The 23,367-nt window shown below is 52.2% G+C and carries 14 protein-coding genes; 9 read left to right on the top strand and 5 right to left on the bottom strand.

Features of this window, described 5'->3' with window-relative positions:
- Positions 1-298: 298 nt before the first annotated feature.
- The 3 genes from Q1Q75_RS10945 (at position 299) to Q1Q75_RS10935 (ending at position 4,443) form a co-directional block, all read left to right on the top strand.
- On the top strand, positions 299-1,216 hold the full coding sequence (locus Q1Q75_RS10945) for an ion transporter (protein ID WP_300670299.1): 918 nt from the start codon (positions 299-301) through the stop codon (positions 1,214-1,216).
- 53 nt (positions 1,217-1,269) lie between these two features.
- A complete protein-coding gene (locus tag Q1Q75_RS10940; protein ID WP_300670297.1) occupies positions 1,270-2,943 on the top strand; it encodes a hypothetical protein in 1,674 nt (557 codons plus the stop codon).
- A gap of 753 nt (positions 2,944-3,696) precedes the next feature.
- Positions 3,697-4,443, top strand: a complete 747-nt coding sequence (locus Q1Q75_RS10935) for a flavodoxin family protein (protein WP_300670296.1) — start codon at positions 3,697-3,699, stop codon at positions 4,441-4,443.
- A gap of 491 nt (positions 4,444-4,934) precedes the next feature.
- Here the strand turns inward: Q1Q75_RS10935 and Q1Q75_RS10930 are convergent, their stop codons facing one another.
- Complete coding sequence (locus tag Q1Q75_RS10930; RefSeq protein WP_300670294.1) at positions 4,935-6,887, bottom strand: M28 family peptidase; 1,953 nt, start codon at positions 6,885-6,887, stop codon at positions 4,935-4,937.
- A 436-nt stretch (positions 6,888-7,323) separates the two neighbouring features.
- Here Q1Q75_RS10930 and Q1Q75_RS10925 point away from each other — a divergent pair, with 436 nt between their 5' ends.
- The gene (locus Q1Q75_RS10925) at positions 7,324-8,109 is read left to right on the top strand and encodes a hypothetical protein (RefSeq protein ID WP_300670291.1); all 786 of its coding nucleotides are present in this window, start codon (positions 7,324-7,326) and stop codon (positions 8,107-8,109) included.
- 80 nt (positions 8,110-8,189) lie between these two features.
- On the opposite strand, the gene Q1Q75_RS10920 is transcribed toward Q1Q75_RS10925, so the two are convergent.
- On the bottom strand, positions 8,190-9,692 hold the full coding sequence (locus tag Q1Q75_RS10920) for a sodium:solute symporter (RefSeq protein ID WP_300670290.1): 1,503 nt from the start codon (positions 9,690-9,692) through the stop codon (positions 8,190-8,192).
- Between the two features lie 81 nt (positions 9,693-9,773).
- Positions 9,774-11,114, bottom strand: a complete 1,341-nt coding sequence (locus Q1Q75_RS10915; RefSeq protein WP_300670289.1) for a sodium-dependent transporter — start codon at positions 11,112-11,114, stop codon at positions 9,774-9,776.
- Positions 11,115-11,611: 497 nt separating this feature from the next.
- Here Q1Q75_RS10915 and Q1Q75_RS10910 point away from each other — a divergent pair, with 497 nt between their 5' ends.
- The 5 genes from Q1Q75_RS10910 (at position 11,612) to Q1Q75_RS10890 (ending at position 20,230) form a co-directional block, all read left to right on the top strand.
- The gene (locus Q1Q75_RS10910; protein ID WP_300670287.1) at positions 11,612-11,929 is read left to right on the top strand and encodes a hypothetical protein; all 318 of its coding nucleotides are present in this window, start codon (positions 11,612-11,614) and stop codon (positions 11,927-11,929) included.
- Between the two features lie 365 nt (positions 11,930-12,294).
- On the top strand, positions 12,295-13,146 hold the full coding sequence (locus Q1Q75_RS10905; protein ID WP_300670286.1) for a rhomboid family intramembrane serine protease: 852 nt from the start codon (positions 12,295-12,297) through the stop codon (positions 13,144-13,146).
- Between the two features lie 52 nt (positions 13,147-13,198).
- Positions 13,199-14,164 carry a tRNA-dihydrouridine synthase family protein gene (locus tag Q1Q75_RS10900; protein ID WP_300670285.1) on the top strand — a complete coding sequence of 322 codons (966 nt, stop codon included), beginning with the start codon at positions 13,199-13,201 and terminating at the stop codon, positions 14,162-14,164.
- A 357-nt stretch (positions 14,165-14,521) separates the two neighbouring features.
- A complete protein-coding gene (locus Q1Q75_RS10895; RefSeq protein WP_300670283.1) occupies positions 14,522-19,465 on the top strand; it encodes an AAA family ATPase in 4,944 nt (1,647 codons plus the stop codon).
- A gap of 387 nt (positions 19,466-19,852) precedes the next feature.
- On the top strand, positions 19,853-20,230 hold the full coding sequence (locus Q1Q75_RS10890) for a NifB/NifX family molybdenum-iron cluster-binding protein (protein WP_300670281.1): 378 nt from the start codon (positions 19,853-19,855) through the stop codon (positions 20,228-20,230).
- Between the two features lie 357 nt (positions 20,231-20,587).
- On the opposite strand, the gene Q1Q75_RS10885 is transcribed toward Q1Q75_RS10890, so the two are convergent.
- Together Q1Q75_RS10885 and Q1Q75_RS10880 are read right to left on the bottom strand one after the other, a co-directional pair.
- Entirely contained in the window at positions 20,588-21,631 is a 1,044-nt protein-coding gene (locus Q1Q75_RS10885) for a CapA family protein (protein ID WP_300670311.1), read from the bottom strand.
- A gap of 780 nt (positions 21,632-22,411) precedes the next feature.
- Positions 22,412-22,768: a hypothetical protein gene (locus Q1Q75_RS10880; protein WP_300670279.1), complete on the bottom strand. Its 357-nt coding sequence runs from the start codon at positions 22,766-22,768 to the stop codon at positions 22,412-22,414.
- Positions 22,769-23,367: the final 599 nt, after the last annotated feature.

Genomic DNA, 23,367 nt, shown 5'->3' with positions numbered 1-23,367 from the left:
AGTAGAACCTGTCCCCATAAAAATAAAATAAAAAATGAAGTTTTTTGAGTGGGTGGCTTGATATCTTTTTGGACGGACGAGGCTCGGTGTTCAAGGGCCGTGGGCCTGTTTACATATTGGAATAAAGTATTTATGATGTGATCAGTCTTTTTGTTGGATTAGACTCAAGCATGGGGGGAGGGCCGCCCCGAATGCCTCATATTTATCAGGATGATTCAGTGGCCGGGAATCAATAAATTCATATTTTTCGTATCAGTCTGCATACCTTGGACCGAAGGGTGATCGAAAAAATGGTGCAGTGATTTTTCTTGCTAAGACTGTGATTGTCTGCGGTTGTCGCATGGATGGAGCGTTATTAATGAACATAAGGCGATTAGATTTTCGAGGTATTCAGCATGCACTGTATGACATTATCTTTGAAGCGGATACACGCGCTGGCAAATGGTTTGATGTTATTCTAATCGTCTCTATTGTTTCCAGCGTCCTGGTCGTGATGCTGGACAGCGTGGCCAGTTACAATGAGAGTTATGGTTATTATCTTTACGGGATGGAGTGGGGCTTTACCCTTTTATTTACGGCGGAGTATATTTTAAGGCTGTCCTGCGTTAAAAAACCGGTGAAATATGCAGCAAGCTTTCTTGGCGTGGTTGATCTTCTGGCCATTTTGCCAACCTATGTCAGTATGCTCGTACCCGGCAGCCAGTATCTGATTGTTATCAGAGTCCTGCGGGTGCTTCGCGTGTTCCGGGTGTTTAAGCTGGCTACCTATATTGGTGAGGCATCCATACTGATCCAGGCGATGAAGGCCAGCCGCAGGAAAATCACTATATTTTTGATGACCATTTTAACCCTGGTGATTATTTTTGGCTCGCTCATGTACCTGATCGAAGGGTCCCAAAACGGTTTTTCCAGCATCCCCAGAAGTATTTATTGGGCCATTGTGACGATGACAACCGTGGGCTACGGAGATATCTCGCCAAAAACGAACCTGGGGCAGGCCTTGGCGTCTGTGATTATGATTTTGGGGTATGCCATCATTGCCGTTCCTACGGGTATTGTGACCGCTGAATTGAGCCTGTCGAGTCTGAAAAAGGTCACCACCCAGGTCTGCCCGGAATGCCTGGCCCATGGTCATGATACCGATGCCGTCTTCTGTAAGTTTTGTTCTGAACGCTTGAACCCTGAACCGTCGTTGAGCCCTCAAGAAGCCCCTTGATCCTGTCTTCTTTTTCTATAGTTACCTGCCTGATCTAAAATAGAACTCGGTTATTGGCCCGTGGCCTGAAGATAAACGATGGCCTGTTTATTTCTCTTTTATTTTTTATGGAGGAACACACGGTGGATTATGCCAGTTGGAAGACACGTACCGCGAGAGGAGGGCTGAAGCCCCGCAGCAAGTTCCTTAAAGCCGTTGATTTGGCCTTGCAAAAATATGGCAGGACTCCCTCACCCCAGGCCATGGAACAATTGTCCCACGCTTTCAGAACCTGGGTGGCTTCAAAGAGGGGGCGTACATCGATAAGAAATAAGGATGGGGCTGTTGACGAATTGAACCTGATGATTGAACAGGCGCTGAAGCTTGATAAACAGGCGCGTGTCACGCGGACCCCGAGGCAAAAGATAATCAGGCATGGAGGGACCGGCGTTTTTGCTGAAGCCGCTCAAAAGGGTTCGCAAAAACAAGCAAGAGAGGACGCTGCTCGCCACAGGGTTAAAATTGGCATCACTCAAACACTGACCTACACACCCGGTATGAACTACAATAAGTTTAATCCTACCAGCGGTCTGTGGGAAGATTATGTTGTTCCTGGCCCTGTGTCTGAGGACGTTGAGTACGGATGGGACACAAAACTCGACTTTATCCTTCGCGGGACGGTTCTGGAGGTGATTGCCCATTGTGCTGGAAAAACGGGCGTTTCTCCGAAGATTGCATCTGATTGGACGACGCACATTCAGGCTGGCTGGAACAATCGCGCTCGAATCGTTGATAACACGGCCAAACGTAAATATGACATACGATTTTCATTAAAGTGGGTTCCTGTCGGGGATCATGTCTATACGATTGGGCTGGGAGACCCTCCGCCGGCTGTTCAGAAGACCGGGGCAATTTTCGATCTTCCGTCAGCCAGTGGCGCTTATATTTATCTCAGTGAACTTCGGCGGGAAGCGTTGTCGGCTCCTGACTTGTCCGTTTTTAAACAACAGCGACTGAGCGGACAGATCGGTACCCTTCGATACTTCACACCAACAAGCACATGGAAGACGACCACAGCACTCGCGCAGAATACCCCTGAACTCGCAGATTTACTGCGGAGCATAAATTCCTCGGCGCAGTATCAGGTAAAAAGTCTGAATACAGGTAAGGTTGAAGGCCCCTATGAGGTCAAAAGTCTCAAGATGAGAGCCCTGGCTGCCGCGGGTTTTCTCGATGCAAAGACACCGGTTAAGTGTGACGGACAGCACCGATTCGTGAGGGCTGAGGAAGAGGCGGAGCTTCGTGGCCTGCTGACACCTGACACGGAGCGTAAGGCACGTGCCCAGGAATTGGACACAACCGTCAATACAGAGGTCTTTGGTGAATATGACAGAAAGGCGATCTGCCATGAGTTTGGTCATTTGATTGGTAACCCTGATGAGTACGAAATCACAGCGATCAGCGCCTCAACGGGGCAGGTGCATGTCCCTGAGATCCATAACGCACTGCGGTTTACGACCCAGAGCATTATGAACAATCCCAATGTGGGGTTTGTCGAGGAACGGCATTTTTACTTTATTCTTAAACAATTCAGAGAATGGCAGAGCCGCCTTCGCGGCGAATCTGTTTCGGCAGAAATTCAGATGAACAAGATAAAGGTCGAGGATCCGGTTGCGAAGATGACCCTCAACGAAGTGATCGCATTGATGCTGATCAGGCGTCGGCCCCCTGGGATGGATGCGGATTGATCCGGCTCTGGAACGAAAGACTTGGTGCGGCGGCAACCATCTTTTAAGTGGCACACTTTTCGTTCACCATCGAAGGCCTCGTTTTGTGAGTTCGCTGGGGCCTGTCTCTCGATTTGATTTGGTTTTTGGTATAGCACCTGTCCCGCCTATTTCTTTCCTCTATTTTTAAGGTTAATCACCGGGGCCAGTCCCCGCTTTTTTTGTAAGTTTACACGGGAACCTATCTCCCCCATTTATTATTCTATTTATTTATTCGCTGGGGCCTGTCCCCTCAATTTTTTCTCAATTTGCCTTCGATTTGATTTGGCTTTTGGTCAAGCACCTGTCGCGCCTGTTTCTTTCCTCTATTTTATTTCAAATGCTCATCGCCGGAACCTGTCCCCCTATAATATTTTCAGTCGTTTTAAAAATGCAAAATGTAATCCACGGTATTCTGTTTGATTTTCTCACCCTTCGGGCGAGCCGGGTGCACTCATCTGCTGCGTTATCAGAGCTTTGAGGTAAACCACTACATCTTCAGCTCTGATGCCTTGCATATGAGCTCACCCAACTCGTGAAATATCCGGGATAGGGGAGAGGCCGCTTTTACTTTTCTGTACAGTCAATTCTTTATATTTGCCGGAATGTGTGCAAAGGTCGAAAATGTATGTGGCCGTTTTTTTTCTTGATTATGCCTTTATGAGGAGCGTTGAGAAATTGACAGTCACTGATTTTTCTTGAACAATGCACATGGCTCTAAACAGGAGGATTGACATGAAAATACTGGCTGTTAATGGAAGCCCCACGACAAAAAAGGGGATGACCCATATTCTTTTAGACCTGTTTCTGCAGGGTGCTGCTGAAGCGGGGGCTGAGGTGGAACGTTTCAATGTGGTTGATAAAAAGATCAAGTATTGCGACGGCTGCTTCAACTGCTGGGTGCGCACCCCGGGTGAGTGTATCCATAAGGACGACATGCCGGCGATTCTTGACCAGGTGGCAGCAGCCGATGCTTTGATTCTTGCCACGCCTCTTTATGTGGACGGGATGACAGCCCAGATGAAAACCTTTGTCGATCGAATTATCCCCCTGGTGGAACCGGAATTCGAGATGGTGGAGGGGCACTATCGGCACAAGTCCCGTATCTCGAAAATTCCCGGGATCTTTCTCATGAGTGTCTGCGGGTTCTGGGAGGCGGATAACTTTGACGGGTTGGTGGATCACATCAAGAGGATCTGTAAAAACTTTCAGGCCGATTATCTTGGCGAACTTTTACGTCCCAATTCTTATATCCTGGCCATGGACGACCTCTTTCCAAAGGAGGTGGCCGCCATCCATGAGGGGATCCGTCAGGCCGGCCGAGAGTTTGTCACGAACGGTCAGATCTCGGAAACCACCATGGAGGCGGCGGTGGCCCAGCCCATTCCTAAGGAACCGGCCCTTCAGGGCTCGAACATGTTCTGGGCAGAGTGCCGCAAACAGAAGAAATTTATTTTTCACCACAGAGATTCAGCGGTATAGCTAAACGAATCCAGATATTTCACCTGGCTCGCCCGAAGGGTGAGAAAATCGAACAGGTGATCGTGAATTACATTTTGTATTTTAGAAATAACTGAATTTGCTTCAATAAGATGTTGCAATAGCACGTATATTGCTTTGAGGTGATCGTTTTCTCATGAAATATCCAGGTTAAGTCGACGGGTGCAGGGGATGCCCACCCTGCACTTGCGACGTACTGTGCGTTTCCTTCCACTCACTTCACGCGAATGCGGATGTATTTCAGCCCGGAGTTATGACTGGCGATGTGCATTCGCAAACCCGCTTTCGAGATGCCATACTTCGCAGCCGGAGTTATTACGATCTAAGTCAAGGCCGATTCAATGGGCTTTATGGATGTTTTTTTACCTTTAGTCCATGTGAAGAAGCACGAATAGCCCATACTGTTGATCACGGGCGCAGCCCGTAAGCGAATGTGATCGACCTGAGGAACGAAGGTCGGGAGCATTCGCGAACTACTGTTCATAGTCAGAATAGCCTTCCGGGAGTATCATAAAGGTGCCGGTCAACTCAATGGCGGCACGAGCCAGGGGGTTGAGGATCGTCTGGTCCACCTTGTCCAGGGTGTCTTCTGCGGTCAGGAGGTAGACGGGATAGCCAATCCAGTGGATGAAGTCGATGCCCGCGACCACATGGAAATGGCCGGATTCTCCGGGGGGAACATTGCCCAGGAGGGTGGAGTGAATCGCCACCGTCCGATCGGGCATGGCTTTTTCAAGCATGCGGCGGGTCGTGGCGATGGCGGTGGGAGATTCATTGATAAAAATGGTGGTCAGGGCCCCGTGGTCCTGAACGACCAGTTTTCCATCGCTGTTTTCTTTCACCCCTTTGGCGGCCATGTGTTCCAGGTTGATGTTGATGATGGTGTGGGCCATGATGTCGTTTAAATGGGTATGGGCAAAGCTCTCGGCTCCGATGCCCCTGTAGTGATGCCCGTCGGTAAAGACAAAGACGAGGTTTTTCTCTCTCTTCTCGATACGGCTCCAGTAGGCGGCCTGGGCCAGAACCATGGCAACGCCCGTTCCGTCTTCGGTGGCTCCTTTAAAGCAGGAGTCGTGGTGGGAGCTGATCAGGATGATCTCTTCAGACAGTTTCCCATCCACCGGGACTGTTGCCGGTAACACCGCATAAATATTGTGGCCTTGTCCAGGCTCCACGAGTCCTTCGAGGGTGATGGTCGCCGTGGCGTTACTTTCGGCAAGTTGTTTGATCTCCTCTTCTTTGTGACTGCTCACCCACATGCAGGGCATGGGTTTCATGCGTCCGTCATAGGGTCCCCAGTGCGTGTTGATATCGCCGGGGTGGTTTTTCATGATCAAGACCAGACCGGCGGCTCCGCGATCGTAGGCTTGCCAGTAAACAGAGTCGTCGTAGTGCTCGTCGTCTAAATATTCCGCAGGAAAATTGGATCGCGTAAAGGTCATGGGGATCGAGGTCAGCAGGTTGATCCAGCTCTCTGGGTCGGATTTTGCGTAGCCACCGTTAAAAAGCAGGTCGATGAGCCCCAGGGGCAGGCTTGAAAATTCGCATTCAGCCACCACCACCTTTCCCTGGATATTGCCCAGAGCATCAAAGGCCTCGGGGGAGCCGTCTGCTGCCCAGACCATGGGACCGGAAACCGTGGATCCATGGGGGCTGTTAAGGGTCATGCCCGTGTTGACGGCGTAAAAAGCATCAAAGGGGTGATCGCCTTCTCCTGTGTTGACGGTCAGGCCCCACTCGGATGCCGTGTAGACCGCTTCGAGATCGAACGCTTCGTCGTAAACCAGACCCTGGGCCCCGATGAGATCCGTTAGCCATGTTTTTAATTGGGCGATGGCTCTCTGGGATTCGGGTGATCCGATTCGCCGGTGTTCTGTGGCGCAAATGCCCTCTACCCATTTGAAAATATCGGCGTTTGAAGGGATGTTTGCCTCATCTGTCGTGGGCTCGGGGAGTGAGGCGCGACGCGTTTCTGCAAGGGATTTTACATTGTGGAAATGGGGGATCTGTTTGAGGATTCCGGGGATCCTTTCCGCGGTATCCACCATGCCTCCGGGCTCTCTCGGGGTGATCCAGCCCTGGACCCTCTGGGTCGCTCGGCCTGAAAAAATACCAAACTGAGGTTTGACCTTGTACCAGTAATAAACCCCGCCCTCCACGTTTTCATCCCGGTATGTCTCGTCGCCGTCTTCCGACCAGCCCACAGGAAAATAGAGACCGTTATAATTGAAAGATCGCAGGATATGATATCCCGTTGCCCAGCTGACAGGTGTCCATTCAAGGTGAACCGTCTCTTTCAGTGTTCCTCGTGAGGCTGTGATCTCTTTTTCCGTGACGATGGCATGGGCCTGGGTTGCGATGACGACAAGCGAAAACAGGACAACACAGAGGCTGCGGTAGGGCAGGGTCTCTTTCAATGGTTTCATGAGGCCTTCCTTGGGTTGGGGGTGGTTTGTTCATACGAAGCCATCCGGGATGTTTCTGCGCGGTGCAGGAAAGGGAGAGGGCAAATAGAGAGGATGGGGGCTGGGCGATGGTCCGCCCTCGTGAGCGTGATGCTGGAAACGGCAGGGAAAGAAGTCCCTTACGTGTTAGAAACAGGCGCACGATGTGGGCTGAACTCATCAATGATAGCTATGGGATATGGTTCATAATTTTATGTGATTGTGCGCGGCTTGTCAATCATCCCGGCACAGCTTGAGCGGCAGGTCTGGAATGAGGCGTCGATGGAGATTTTTCGTGACGTTGTCGCGATGTAAATAAGCAAAAAAAGCAGCGATTTTTTCGAGGTTGGGGCTTTACAAAGAAAATAATTGCCCGTATAAGTGACTGCCAATGTTCTGTTTTATGATTTATCGAGACATGAAAAACACGGATCCCTCGGGGGTGATTCTTGGATTCGTTTTTGACGATTTTCTTCCTGTGGCGGGTGGCGAAGAGACCGTCAGCGGGAAAATGACGATGCGGGTGGGGCTGGATATGGAAATCCTCGATCCCAAAGTGTTGATGATCCTCAATTCCGAGGAGGAGACCCCCTTGAGCATCACCGGCGGGCCGCTCGATGGCATGAACCTGGGTTTCGAGGCGTTCACTTTTTATTTCAGCTTGAGCCAGACCGCCATTGATCCGGTGGGCGTGAGCGGAACGCTTTTGATCAACGGGGTACCGGTTGACCTGGATCAGCCTGTCTTTCTTGACGGGAGCGGGGTGCTGGAAGACGGTGTGATTTATAACGTCGACGGAATGGTCATTGCCGTTGAAGGGGTGAGCATGGATCCCCTGGGGCTTGTTCTGGGTTTTACCTTTGATGAATTTTCACCCGTAGAGGGTGGTGAAGAGACCGTTACCGGCAAATTTACGCTTTTGGCCGGAGTGGATATGGGGCTCTTGGACTCAAAAATCAAAATGATTCTCAATACTCCGGCGGAGTCCCCCTTGACCGTTAAAGGCGGACTGCTTGATGGCATGACGATAGGCTTTCAGGCGTTAACCTTGTCTTACCGTCTCAGTCAGGCGTCCATTGATCCTGTGGGCATGGAAGGCGTGCTTTTGGTCAACGGCGTCCCTGTCGATCTCGATACACTGGGGGGGGCTGCTGGGCGGGCTTTAGAAAGCCTTTTGGCCAGGGTGAGTAGGCCTTATCCTTGAATCGTCATTTCGTTTCTTCATGCTTTCTTCGTGGGGCGCTCTTTGGTAAAAGAGCGCCCCTTTTTTTTAAGCAGGAAAAATTAAGCAGGGAAGAAACGGTCCAGGCGTTCCTTATCAACGGGCGGTGTCGCAAAGGAGACGGCGATAAAAGCGAGGCCACTGAGAAACATGCCGACAATGACGCCGTGTCCAGAGAGGATGGGTGAGAGAGATTCCAGGTACCCCGGGGCCATGGGCGGGGTTTTGATCAGGTCGATGAGAACAAGAACGATCTGAACCCCGGCACCGGTGGTGATGCTTGCCATGGCGCCTTTGTGGGTGGCGCGTCTCCAGAAGAGGCCGCCCATGAGGGGGAAGAAGCAGGAGGCACTGGCAATGAACGTGGCGATGTGGATCGCCTCGATGATGTTGTGGATAAAGTAGGAGCAGATGGTGGCCGCGGCGATGATGAAAAGCACGGAGAGGCGGTTGATCCGCATGATCTGTTTCTCATCGGCGTTGGGGTTTACGTAGCGCTGGTAGAGGTCCCGGGAGATGCAGGAGGCGCCGGAGGTGGCGAAGGTGTCGGCGCAGGACATGGCTGCTGTGGCAAGGCCGATGGCGCAAAAGGCCAACCCGAATCGGGAGAAGCCGCTCTCCTTGATGAAGACCAGCAGGGCTGGTTCGGCCTTGGCCATGCCAGCAGGGAAGCCTGCGGCTGCGATCTCGGGATAGATCCTGTTGAGGGCGATGGCGATGACGGCACAGCCCGCAAACACAAGGGTGACCAGCACGGCGCCGATGAGCATGCCGGATTGCGCCGCCTTTTCATCTTTGGCGGCCCACACTTTCTGCCAGGGATCCTGCTCGGTGATCCAGCCGGGAACGATGGAGAGGGTGAAAATGAGAACCATGGGCAACCCCACGGAGAAGGGATTGTACCAGGAGCCGGGAACCTCTCCCATCATTTTTGAGAAATCGAGGGCGGCGTCTGCGTCGGTGGCGGCCCCTGTGGTCATGACGGCCATGATCATGATGAAGAGGAAGAGCATCAGGAACTGGATGCGGTCGGTAAAGACCACGGCGGAAAAGCCCCCTAAGTTGACATAGAGGGCCACGGCAGCCCCGACGATCAGCACGGAGTAAAGGGGATCCAGTCCATAGAAAATTTCCAGGACCATGGAGAATCCCTTGATGTCCGAGACCGCAAAAAGGATCATCACGATCGTAATGACGAGGGCCACAGGACCTCTCAGCGATCCGCCGTAGCGCATCTCCAGGAGCTCGGGCTGGGTGACCGCCGGCAGGCGTTTCAGCTTCCTGACCAGCAGGGCGATGACGAGAAGGGCAATGATGTTGGGGGCGACAAAGCCCCAGATGGAGCCCATGCCCAGAAGCATGAAAAAGCCGGTCACGGCCAGGAGAGCGCCGGCCGTCAGCCAGGACGCTGCTGCGGAAAATCCAATGGACAGGGCGTTGAGTTCCCGTCCCGCCAGAAAAAAGTCGATGCTGCTTTTCTGTTTTTTGTTGTAGTAAAGGCCGATGCCAACCAGGCTGCCGATATACAAGGCAAGCAGCCCGATAAAAATGGTGTAATCACTCATGGTACCCTCTGAGATGGATGTGAATGGATTAAAACGGTTAAACAGCACAGGGTGTGTGATGGCTTATGCCCTGGGCACCTGTTACCAGGAGAGTCCCTGGAAAAAGATATACCCGACCGCAAGGGGAGCCACCACCTTGCACGCCACCTGCCAGACGGGGAGCAGAGAAAAGGTGATCTGTCCGTTGTTGGTCACCTCGTCTTTGGCGATATCGGAGATGACCCAGCCGGTGAAAAGAACGATGAAAAGGCCGCCCAGGGGCATCATCAGGTTGGAGGCGATGAAGTCCATGGTGTCGAGGAAACTTTTCCCGAATATGTTCAGCCCACCTGCAAGGGAGAAGGCCGAGGGCACTCCCAGGAGAAAGATGCCGAAACCGATGGCCCAGGGTGCTTTGGTTCGGGACCATCCCTTTTCATCGATAAAGTGGGCGCAGACCACTTCGAGCATGTTGACCGAAGAGGTGAGGGAGGCGATCACGAGAAGCAGAAAGAAGAGTCCGGCCCAGAAGACGCCGCCGAACATCTGTGAAAAGACGGCAGGCAGGGTCACAAAGGTGAGGCCCGCTCCAGACCCCGGCTCAAAACCGAAGGCAAAGACAGCCGGGAAGATAATCAGGCCGGAGAGGAAGGCGACCAGGCTGTCCAGTACACAGATTTGGAACGCAGAGGAGGGCAGGGGTTCTTCTTTTCTCAGGTAACTCCCGTAGGTAAGCATCCCGCCGTTGCCCAGGCTCAGTGAGAAAAAGGCCTGCCCCATGGCGGCCAGACACATCCCCCCGGTGACTTTGGAAAAGTCGGGTTTTAAATAAAAAGCGATCCCTGCCATGGCGCCATCCAGGGTCACAGCGCGGACGACAAGAATGATCATAATAATAAAGAGGGCGGGCATCAGGACTTTGCAGAACCGCTCGATCCCCTGACCGATGCCTTTGGAAACCACCCAGATGGTGGCGACCATGAAAAGGCCCTGGTAGAGAATCACGGACGGGGAGTTGCTGATAAACCCTTCAAAGGCCTGACCGGCCTGTGAGGCGGCATCTGTGCCTGTGGGCAGCCCTTGAAAGACAGCCAGAAAATACTTGATGGTCCAACCGCCGATCACTCCGTAAAAGGAGAGAATAATGATGGAGGCGACAATCCCGAGCCAGCCCACCATGGACCAGTATTTACCGCCCAGTCGCATGAGCGCCCCCACGTTGTTCCGTTGGGTTTTTCGGCCGAGGGTGAATTCAGCGAGCATCACGGTAAATCCGAGGGAAAAAACCATCAGGAGATAAATAAAGACAAAGGCTGCCCCCCCATTTTCACCTGTGACGTAGGGAAACCTCCATATGTTCCCCAATCCTACGGCAGATCCTGCGGATGCCAGAATAAACCCCAGTCGACTTCCGAACTGGTCTCTTTTTCCAGTGTGTTTCATACCCTGATTCTCCAATCATCATAGTGGGCTAACGGCCGAAAAGAAGGGGCTGGACTCCTTAAAATAGCAGGCGTCCCGGCCCCATATATGTGGTTGCGATTTTATGACGGTCTTGCATACGATTGAATGGTACTGATTTAATCCGTTGCTGTCAGCTGCGTCGACAGACGCAGAATGTGTATATACAGGAACGCTCTCGGGCCTGTCAATGCGGAGACGGCGAAAGTCAAACCCGGTTTGTTTTTTTATAGGGGTGGCCTGAATGGCAGGGAGCTTAATTTTCTGCTTTGTGTTTGATTGTGAATCGTCCTATACTCGCGGGCGTTTGATAATAAGCTTGAGGGCTTTTCATCATGTCAGGGGTCGGGGACACTGTCCGGTAAGATTGACAGACGTTCTCCTTTTAACTTGAGCTCCGGCGATGGCGTGGGGCAATCTTGATTTTTTTAACGGGGCTGTTTCGAGTGTCTGGGCAGTCTGGCTTATGAGGATGAACTATGACGGTATTGGAAGTGTTTGCTGGCGTGTGTGGGTTTACGACCGTAATCAGTGCGGACCCGACGGATAAGTACAAGGCGACCTGTACCCTCGAAACGGGGTGCCCGAACTTGAAAAAGGTTGCCATGGCTCTGGGTGATGAACCGTTGGATGTGATGAATGAGCTCTTTGGCAAGGGGCAGTCCCGGGTGATTGCGGTCTGTTCAGAACATCTGCCTCATGTCTCCTGTCCTGTCCCTTCAGCCATTCTCAAGGCGCTTGAGGTGAGTGTCGGGCTGGCTCTTCCGGCGGACCCCACCCTCACCTTTAAAAAGTAAGTGGCTTTTTACCCCGGGCAGCAGGATGGCGTCGTTGCACGACAACGCGCTTTGTTGTTTTCCTTGAATTGCTGCTGTTGCGGTGTTTCCGGAGTCTGCATTGCGTCAGGCTCCGGTTTTTATTGATGCTGTGGAGTGGATCTTCTATGATGGGTTCCATATCAATGAGTGATGCGCTTTAAAAACGTTGCAGATCCATGGTTTTTTTCCCGTGACGTGAGTCCGCCTCATGCTGCGTATTTGACGTTTTGAAGGCCCATTTTAAGAAAACGCCCCGGATTTTAAGAGCGTCTCCTGCTGTCATTGTGTGGCGTTGCGGAAAGACTCAGGGCCGACACGATCTTTATCTTCCTTAAAGAGGCTTCATGACCAGACAACCCAAACGAACCTCCCTGCTTTGCCCTAATTGCAGGCGTCTTATCAGCACCGACGAGCCTTTATGCCCGCATTGCGGACTTCGGAAGCCTGGCTCGGGGCTTAAGAACAACCCCATGATTCGGAGCCTGTCTGACCCCGATCTGATTCTCAAGGCGATCATCGGCATCAATATCGTGATGTATGTGGTGTCTCTCCTCTTCAGCGGGGGCGGGATCGGGGTGAGCGGCAATCCCCTGGGATTCCTCTCTCCATCAAATAACGCCATGCTGCTTTTAGGGGCCTCGGGGACCCTGCCCATCGATCGGTTCGGACGCTGGTGGTCTCTTCTCTCCGCAAACTGGCTGCATGGCAGTATTCTTCATATTCTGTTCAACATGATGGCCCTTCGAAACCTTGCTCCTTTTGTCCTGCGTGAGTTCGGCTCTTACCGCCTGGTGATTATCTATGTCCTCGGGGGCGTGGGCAGTTACCTGGTCTCCTATCTGGCCGGGGTGACCTTTACCATTGGCGCCTCAGGGGCTGTGTGTGCCCTGGTGGGGGCGGCTCTCTATTTCGGGAAAAGCCGCGGCGGGGATTATGGAAACGCCGTCTATCGACAGGTGAGCGGGTGGGTGGTGAGCATGGCTGTCTTTGGCTTCATCATTCCCGGTATCAACAACTGGGCTCATGGGGGAGGGGTTATTGCCGGCGCTGCCCTGGCGTGGGGATTTGGTTATTTAGAGCGCACCCGGGAGACGCAGAAAGACAAGACCGTGGCGTTTGTCTGCAGTCTGCTCACCCTGGGGGTTCTTCTGTGGGCTGTGGGATCCACCACGGTTCTCTGGATGAACGCCAGATAGTTTTTGTTGCCACCGTGAAGACCTGAAACGTTATTATTTGTATAGAGAGCACATGACACACCGACTCTGGTTAGCCCCCATGCAGGGGTATACTGAATTGCTTTTTCGAGATGTTTACGCCGAGATCTTTACCGGCATAGACCAGGCCATTTCTCCCTTTATTTCTGCCCTTCCCCAGGGGCGTTCCAAAGAGCGAGAATGGAACGATGTCTTATTGGGCGCCAACACGAAGATGCCCGTAATTCCACAGATTATGGGCAATGTGGCAGAAGACCTCACGCTCCTGGCCAATCGTTTGTACGATCTGGGCCATCCTGTGGTGAACCTTAACCTGGGGTGTCCTTTTAAAATGGTCGCCAAGAAAAAAAAAGGATCGGGGATGCTTTGTTTTCCCGATGAACTTGACGCCCTTCTGGATATTTTGTGCAGCGGCATGAAAGGCCGGCTTTCCATCAAGACCCGTCTGGGGCGGCACACCCGCGATGAATTTCCAGCCCTTGTCTCCATCTACAACCGCTACCCCCTGGAAGATCTGACGGTCCATCCGCGCACAGGGGTTCAGATGTACGCTGGGGTGCCGGACCTCGATTTCTTTGAGGCGATTCTGCCTGAAATACACCACCGCGTGATCTACAATGGGGATCTCTGGTCCCTCCCTCGATTTCGCGCCCTTTCAACCAGGTTTCCTTCTCTTTCGGATTGGATGATCGGACGATGGGTGATTCCCAACCCCTTTTTGCCTGGCGAAATCAAGGGCCTTCACTTTGACCCGGAGGAGAAACTGGCCCTTTTAAAGCGGTTTCATGATGCCATTTATGAGCGCCAGGTGGCGAGGCTGGATGGGCCTGGTCATGTCACCAGTGTGATGAAGGCCTTCTGGGTGTATTTTCAGGATGCCTTTGAAGAGGGTGCCCGTCTCTTCAAGCCTTTGCGTCGTCTTTCCGACCCGGTCGTTTACGAAGCCGCTGTGGAACAGATCTTTGCGAGCAGGCCGACCGTGGCCGATTTCAACGGGTGATTTTTGCCTGAGGGTTTTTCATACAGGGGCAGATCCTTTACCGTCGCTTTCGGTCTTAATCTGCCCCTTCTTTCCCGCCTAATGATTCCAAACGTTCCTGCCCCCTGCCATATTGCCTGATCCATATTGACTTCCTGCGATGTGGTGGGTAAAAACGATGAATGCCCCTTCAAGGATAATGCATGCAATTGTCACGGATAAGAGGCTTGGCGAACGGTTTGCCTGAGGTTGGGTTCGTTTCGCGTGTTTCTCTATGGTGGGCTTATGCTTTGAGTACCGTGCCGCAGGAAAACGCCCGTTTATGGTACCTCTGCTGACGAGATTATGCACGCTACCGCGGAGATGGAAAGGGAGCATATGGCTGTTATTGATGAGTTTGTTCAGCCGAAATTGGTTTTTCAAGATGGGTTGTCCGGATATTACAAGGCCTGGAGTACGGAGCATCATCGCAACGTTATCTTAAAGGTGTTGAAACGTGAGTGTCCCAGTGACACTGAAATGGAGATGTACAAGCAAGAGTGCGTTACGCTTCAGGGGCTGGAGCATCCAGGGGTGATGAAAGCCATTGAGCTGAAACAGACCTCCCTGGGCCTGACCCTCTCCCTGGAAGACATTGGAGGGGAGCAGCTTAAACGGATTTATGAGATCTCCACCCCCGGTCATGAGGCTCTTTTGTCCTGGTTTCAGACCCTGGCTCATACCCTTTCTTATTGTCATCGCTGTGGTGTTGTCCACGGAAACATTACCCCCTATTATATCGTTGTGAACATCAGAACAGGTCAGGTTCAGCTGGCTGGGTTTCACAACAATGTCTGCCTTGGCGATGTGAACTCTCTGCGAAATATCGACGATCGTCTTATGGCCCTGGCCTACAGCGCGCCTGAGTTGAAAACGACTGGAGGCCTTCATTCGGACCCCCGGAGCGATCTCTACTCCCTGGGGGTTATGATGTACGAGGCCTTTACCGGCCGCCTTCCCTTTGAGGTGGAAACCTTGGGTGGAATTATACACTCCCAGGTGGCTGTGGCCCCTTTGGCTCCTTCCAAAATTTGTCTGGATATTCCCCCCTGGCTGGATGAGGTGATCATGCGCTTGATAGACCGAAATCCGGCGGGTCGTTTTGATTCCGCAGGGGCTCTTTCCGTGGCTCTTGAGAACGGAATACGGACGGGTGAATCATCAGGGCATGCGATCGACACGTCTCAAGAATCCTTTGCAGAAGAACCGCTTTGCGGGCGGGAAGAAGAAAAACGGGTGCTGGTGGCGTGGCTCAAGGGGCTCTCTGAGTCAGGCAGCCTTGCCTTTGAACGTCCGGGGGTGATGCTTTTATCCGGAGAGCCGGGTGCCGGGAAAACGACCCTTGCGGAATGGGTTTGCTGTTATGCCCGTCGGCATTATCCCGACGTCATGCTTGTCTCTGGAAAATTTGATCAGGATGTGGACCGGCCGGGCTCCGTCTTTATCGGTGTGTTGCAGCAGGTGGCACGATCCATCCTCGGAGAACCCGAAGCAAAGCTTTGGAAGTGGCGTAATGTGGTGAATCTTCTGATGGGGGACGGGGCCTCTACCCTCTCCGCCATCGTGCCGGACTTTTCTTTGATTACCGGCAAAGAGCCGGATGAACGGTTCAGGACTCTGGAGGCGTCGGCCAAGGCCAACGTGATCCGACTGTCCATGATTAATTTATTTCGTGTGTTTAAACGAATGGACCGGCCCCTGATCCTCTTTATCGATGATATCCAGTGGGCGGATGAAGATTCTCATCTGTTTTTGAATCTTTTAACGGAGATGGTCGGTGAGAAGGTGGGGCTTCTGGGCGCTCTTCGAACCCAAGCCGGACAGAGCCTGCGGATGGAGGCCTTTTTTGATACCGCCCGGTTGAAAAACGAGGGCAAAGCCGATGTCCTTCTGCTTCAGGGCTTGGATAGCCTCGCCGTGGAGACCTTTCTGGTTTTGCATCTTCGGGAGGACCGAAAACGGATCGCTCCTCTTGCAGACCTTTTTTATGCCAAAACAGGGGGCAACCCTTACCACCTGAATGCTCTTTTGGAAAAAGTCCTTTATGGGGGGGGGCTGGTCAGGGCCCATGGGCCAGACGGGGAAGGGTGGTACTGGAATCAGCAGAAGCTGGAGGCCCTCCCTGTCAGCAATACGGCCGCACTGTGGATTTCAGAACGGGTGGATCGTCTGGATACGCCCTTGAAACAGCTCGTCGAGGCGGCCTCCCTGCTGGGGCACAGGGTGGTGCCATCACTCTTGTGCCTGGTGGTACAAACATCGGAGGCCGAGGTGAGGCAGGGGCTTGAATGCCTTTGTGAAGAGAAAATTTTTGTTCATGTGAAAGACGGTGACTACCGTTTTGTCCATGACCTGGTTCAGAAGTCTGCCTACGATCGCATGAATCAAAGCCAGAGGGCACTGGCTCATTTCAATGCGGGGATGCACATGTATGAGGGGCTTCAGCGCAGGCCAGGCCGCTATCTTTTTGATGTCGTGTATCAGTTTAATGCCTCTGGAACGGTTCCTGTGCGCGAGAGTTATCGTAAAGAACTGGTTCTTCTGAACCTTTCCGCCGGTAAACGGTCCATGGAGACCTCTTCGTTCGGTCAGGCGCTTGATTTTTTTCGGTCCGGGCTTCGTCTTTTTGGGGAAGGGGCATGGCTTGACGACTACGGGGTTTGTCTTGACATCACATCGGCGGCTGCGGAAGCCGCCTATGCCCTTGGGGAGTACGCCGTCATGGAGGGCTACGTGGCGACGGTTGAGCAAAAGGCGAAAAGCGACTTTGATTGTGTGGGGGTCTGGCGTATGAGGATCCGCGGAGCCATTGCCGTGAATGATCTTACCGGCGCTTTGTCCCTGGGACGGAAGGCCCTCTCCAAATTTGGTTTTCGTTTACCGGAGACGGTGACCCGAGGGCATCAGATGATGGCTTTCCTGCGCGTTCGGAGTCATCTGGTTCGGTTGGGGCGACGGGGGCTTGATCGGCTTCATTCCATGACGGATGCGGGGCATCTTTCTATTATGGAGCTCCTTTTTACGGTGATCATGGCATCCTATCTCGCTGGAACTGTCCTCTCCTCTTTGATTATATTCAGCGCCCTGCGTTACAGCTTGAAGCACGGACGTTCCAAATACACCCCTTTTCTTCTGGTCACCTACGGGGTCATTTGCATTCGGGTGGACAAGAATGTCGACAAGGGGATGGTCCAAGTCCAGGCAGCCCTGGACCTGATGGATAAGAAGTCGCAATGGGGGGGGAGGGGCAAGACCCTGGTGGTGATCATCTGTCTTATCCGGCATTGGAAGGAGCCTATTCACAAGTTGCTCCCCATGTACCTGCAGGCCTATGAGCAGTCTCTGGCAGAAGGGGACAATGAGTATGCCGGAAGTGCCGTCTCCGCCTGGCTTTACTCTCGCTTCTTTTCGTCCGGAGAGTTGCATCAGCTGGCTCGCGATATGGTGGTTTACGTTGAAGAGATGGAACGCCTCAAACTGCCTTTTTTGAGGACTGTTCGTAATCTTCAACAAACCGTGGTCAATTTGACCGAGGCCGGAGATTACCCCATGAGGTTCTCTGGACCTTTTTTTACCGATGAAGAGCGCCCGCGGGGGGGCGACATGCCCAATGATCATACGGCCGCTCTGAATTACCATATTACCAAAGGATTTATGGCCTTCCTCTTCGGAGACGATGCTCTGGCGCTTCACCATGTGGAGTGTTACACCGCCATGATGGATGAAGGCACCAGCACCTACACGATCCCGGTTTTTTCAGCGTTTGTTGCGGCTATCTTTGCCCGATACGGGGGCGGTGGCATCACATTAAAGCAGAAGGCATGGAGAAAAAAGGCCAAACGGATTGAGGCCGAGTTAAAGAAAGCGGCTGTGGACGCCCCTGAGAACTTTTCCCATCTCCATGTGTTGGTTCAAGGGGAGCGGGCGCTGGCTCAGAAAAAACTGTCGAAAGCGGCTGGGTTCTTTGAGCATGCAAGTGAGGTCGCAAAGAAACATAATTTTACCTTCCATGAAGCCTATGCGCTGGAAAGGGCCGGGTTCTGTTATTTAAAAATGGGCTGGAAACGTCTGGCCAGGGTGTGCCTCACCGATGCGGTAAATCTCTGGCGATTTTGGGGCGCTGAGGCCAAAGCGCTCAAGCTGGAAAAGGATTATGAAGAGGTGTTAAGGCGTCTTCCGGCCATCATGGATGCCTCTCATGGACATGTGCCCATCGATGCGTGTCCTCGGACGGTGGGCTGTCTTAATTTAGAGGGGGTCTCCAAGGCCTTTGAAGCGCTTTCCACGGAACGGACATTAAATCATTTTGTTGAAAAACTGATGCTGACGGCCCTGGAGTATGGCGGAGCCGAGGCGGGGGCGGTGTTACGGATGGACGGTGAGCTGGTGCGACTGGTGGCATGGAAAGGAGAGGGCGCCGAGGAGGTTGAACTCTGCGGGTCTGTTCCCTTGACCGACAGTGCCGACCTGCCGAGCGCGATGATTCAGTATGTGGCGCGCACAGGACGCCTTCTTCAGTACAATCATGGAACGGTTCCGGTGGCTTATGATCCCTATTTTGATGATTTTCAAGGCGGGAGTGCCATCTGTATTCCCTCTCGGATTCAGTCTCGATTATGCGGAGCCCTTTACCTGGAAAACCGGACCGTGGATCATCTCTTCGAAGGACAACGGCTGCGTGTGTTGAACACCCTTTCTTCTCAAATAGCCAACGCCATGGAGAGTACCCGACTCTATGAGAGCCAGGAAAATCAGGCCGAAAATCTTCATAGAGTGAATCTGGTTTTGAAAAATGAGACCGCGGATCGTAAAAATAAAGAATTGGCCCTTCTGGAAAAGGAGAGGGAACTCAATGAGTCCGGCGAAAAGCTCAGAGAGGCCAACATTACCCTGAAGCAGATGCTGAGCAAAAGTGATGAGAATATGGCTGAGATTCAGGAAAATATGATCCGGAATGTCGATGACTTGATTTTTCCCTATATCGAGCGTCTCAAAGGGACGCGGTTGACTCAGGTCCAGGGAAATCTGGTGGGGATGCTCGAAAAGAATATTGAAGATCTCCTCTCACCTTTTGCTCGAAAGCTCAATGCCGGTTTTTATCGACTCACTCCGGCTGAAATACAGACCGCGCAGTTGGTGCGCAGTGGAAAAACCACCAAAGAGATTGCCGATGTTCTAAATCTTTCTCCCCGGACCATTGAGGCTTACCGTGACAGTATTCGAGATAAATTAGGTCTGAAAAAAAGCGGGGTAAATCTAAGGGTCTATCTGATGCAGATGTAAGCGTACGGTAAGGGCTACCGTATTTTTACCGTATTATTACGGTTAACACATTCCCTGCGAATCTGGTAAGGATTGTTCCACCTTCGGTTTGGATCGCTTATCTGACAAAGTGATTTCATCAACCTTATCCTACCTTATAAAAAACCTTTCTAATTGTCAGATGACACAGGGTTAAGAGACTGATTTCATCATCGGGCTCCCGGAAGTGACATCACTCTCCGTGACGTTGGGAGCCCGCCCCTGCCTTCGTAAGGAACACCCTATTATTGACATTTCACACCACCGGAATTATCTTTTTGAGCGATCAGTGGTTGCATGACAGGATTGAGACAGCCGTTAAGGCCGTGTTTCATGATCTAATGAAAGCTTATAAAGGAGATATTTCCCATGAAGATAGCCTTTCCGACGGAAAAATTCGATGAGCAGGAGAGCCCCGTATACAATCATTTTGGTTCTGCAAATTTTTTTGTGATTGTGGATACCGAGACCGGTGCGTGTGAAAAGGTGTTGAATCAGGACTTGAATCATCAGCATGGAAAGTGCCAGCCCGTCATGGCGCTGGGGGGGCGGATTGTGGACGCGGTTGTCGTGGGGGGCATCGGCGGCAGCGCTCTTGGCAAATTGAAGGTCAAGGGGGTCACCGTTTACAGGGCCGTGGAGGGAACGGTTCGTGAAAACCTGGGCAAATTTAAGAATGGCGAGCTGAAAGAGTTTATGCCTGTCGATGTCTGCAGTGGGCATGGCGACGCCTGCGATCATCACTAAGGGTGATTCGGCATGGCTGAAGGCAGGGTGAGTGAGATCACCTGTGAATAAGTAACGGCAGTCCTGACAGAAGGGCTGCCGTTTTTTGTTTTCAGGGTCGTTAATTATTAATGTGGAGACCCCTTTTCTACAGCCGTGTTTAAAGCCTATACGCCAGGTGTACCCTGTTGAAAGGGTAAGGCACCTGGCCAGCGGCGGCTGTCAAGATTATGGAAGGTATGAAGACTTATGACGTCAGCCTCCCACCATGGCTTTTTCCTCATTGATGGAGCGCAGCGACTCCTCGAACGAAGAACCAAGCACGAAGAACGTTTTGGGACCTTGATGGTCACTGAGAAAGGGCGGTAATCAACCTATTCAGCTGCGATCATCTGCTCGTGACAGGCGACCCTCTTCGGAGATGTGAAGGGGACTCTCTGGAAAATCTTCACGGGAGAGGCGGGCCATTTCTTTTGCGGCGGTTAATGTGGGATCCGGCACCGGCAGGCTTTTGTATGGCTGACGAAAAGAGAGAACGCGACCGCTGATGAAACGTCCCTTTGTATCAAGGGTGGCGGTAAGGACGGGTGCTATTCCGTTGGGCCCTTCAAGGTTGAATCGCGCCCAGGTGAAAAAGTTGCCCAGGCTGTAGGCGATGAGGCGTTCTTTATAGAGTTCCATGCCTCGGACGACATGGGGGCCGTGTCCGATGATGAGGTCGGCCCCGGCGTCTACCAGGGCGTGGGAAAAGGCGTAAAGATCACCTCGGTTCTCTCCTAAATAGTGCTCCTCCTCGCGGGGGACGTGCGCTGCATCGCGGCCTTCGGCGCCTCCGTGAATAGAAACCACGACAACATCATAGAGCTCATTGAGCTTCTGGATGCGTCGGATGGCGGTCTCTCTGTCCAGGAGGTCGGCCACCCCTTTGTGGGGGGCAAAGGCTGCGAATCCGATGGACAGGCCCTGGGTGTAGAGGGTATCCGAGGGCTTTTCAAGGGTTCCGGCGCAGGCGAGGCCACTCTGTTCGAGGTGGTGGACCGTGCGCTCGCGTCCTGGCTTTCCAAAATCGCTGATGTGGTTGTTTGCCAGGCTGAGGAGGTTAAACCCCGCGCCTCTCAGGGTGTCGGCATAGTGCGCAGGGATGTTGAAGGCATAGCACCGGGAGGAGTTTGTACAGGCTTTTTGGCATGGGGCGTCGTCTGCCATGGTGCCTTCAAGGTTCCCAAAACGGATGTCCGAATCGCCCAGAATGCCGGTCAGTGTGCGCTTAAGGGTTTCCGGTGGAATGGAGGAGAGGTACTCGGAGGTTGGAAAAGAGCTTGAGGGCATGATATCTCCGACCGCGGTAATCGAGAGGGTGCCAGGGGGGCCTTGGGGCGTTTCGGCTAAGGCTGTGGACAGGAAAACCAAGAGAAAGAGCATGTGAAAAAGGGGGATTACAGGGTGTCGGTGGAACGTCATGGGTGCCTCGTGAATCGTGTCGGGTGTTGTTTCAGGTAGTGTGCTTGTAACTATTCAGCTTATGCCTCCGGCGTGAAATATCCGGGCTATGTCCATGCCCGGCACGTCATGCGCATGCGGATGCATTCGTAATCCTGCTTTCAAGGTGGCACACCTTGCCACCGGAGGCTGTTGTTCATGGGCTGAATAGTTACCATTTTTTTTAAGATTGTTCAAAGGGCTCAAAAAAAGCATTTACGGTTGAATGACAGCATGATCGAGATGTTCGGGCCGCATCCATCCACAAGGCCGTCGTTTGCCGGCTCATGCCAGGCAGCAGGGAAAATCTGTCGAACCACGCAAATCCGAGGCGCTCGCCATGTTCCAGGAGCATGTTCATGGACCTGAAGCTATTGTTTGCAGACGTTTTTTGAAATTGAAGGATCTGTTGCATCAGGTTCGGTGAAGGGATCTGACTCATACGAGGCTCCTTTTTCGTGGGCTGAGATTTATCGGTTGGGCGACAGCCAGACGGATTGAGTGGCACAGATATATCACAGCTTTTGTTTTCGTTGGCAGGAAAGTAGAAAAATGGGGGATCGCCTTTCTTGGCTGGCTCCATCGTCTCCGGTGTGAGAACACAAAAGGCGCCACCGGAAATCGGAAGCGCCTCTGGCGTTCAGGTCGAAAAAAAGGGGCCGGTAGGTCGTAAAGGAATTCTATCGACGACTCATTCGACGTCTCAACGGTTTTGTTCAGGCCTTATTTTTTGTCCTTGGGATTCAGCATACCGATCAATTGATCGTAATGGTCGGTGATGTATTTACGGAATTCATTTTGATTGGTGGTGAGCTGGGTTTGCCAGTCATCCATCAATTTTTGGCCTGAATCGGGCATTGATTTGTTGCCGGACATAAGAGCCGTGGTCATCTTTTGTGATTGTTCCTGCATCTTGAGCATGGTGTCAAAGGTGGTGTTGAAGGCACTTTTTTGAAAGTCAATAAACCGGACTCCCATGCGTGCCGCATCGGGTGAGTTGAACATTTCGAGGTTTTTTGACATGTCCCAACTCTTCCAAGAGTCAAAGCCTTTGAACATTTCGGTGAAAACCTGGTTCATGGGTTCCTCCTTATTGATGGAGACAGTGTTAATATAAATGGATTGATAAGAGCCTGATACCAACATGGACCCGGAGACCTCTGGGCGAAACCGATGATGTGCTAAGGCATAAACGGGGTGTTTGGAATACAGGGTGATGCCTTGGGGTGCCAGGTTGAAACGTGTATCCATTGAGATGTCGCGAATTAAGCAGGACGAAAAAACCAATAAACGTGGATGGGTTTGATTTGTGTTGCATATGATTTCTAATCAACCGTTGCGGCATCATGAAACTTTAGTCTTAGATCTTATAGAGAAAGTGTCATATTGTCAACATGCTATGGGCGATTGCCCGCCTCCTTCCAAGGCCCTTGATATGGGTGTTACAGGGTTTTTGAGAGCAAACGGTTTGTTGAAAAAATAGCGGGCAGGGGGTATAAGGGAGACTGAAAAAAATCGTTGTACAATCTTTAGATAGGCGGACAAATGACCGGTCGTGTCTCAATCCGGGCACCTTATATTAAAATGGGCGATATTATTTAAGCTGCCACTCATCTAAATTGTATGTTTATTTATGGAAACTATAAAGTTCTTCTGATTCCATGCCATTTTTTCAGGCG

The sequence above is a fragment of the Desulfoluna sp. genome (genome assembly GCF_030145185.1).
Lineage (GTDB): Bacteria > Desulfobacterota > Desulfobacteria > Desulfobacterales > Desulfolunaceae > Desulfoluna.
Note: the sequence above shows the minus strand (reverse complement) of the source record. Positions and strands in the feature narration are given on the sequence as shown.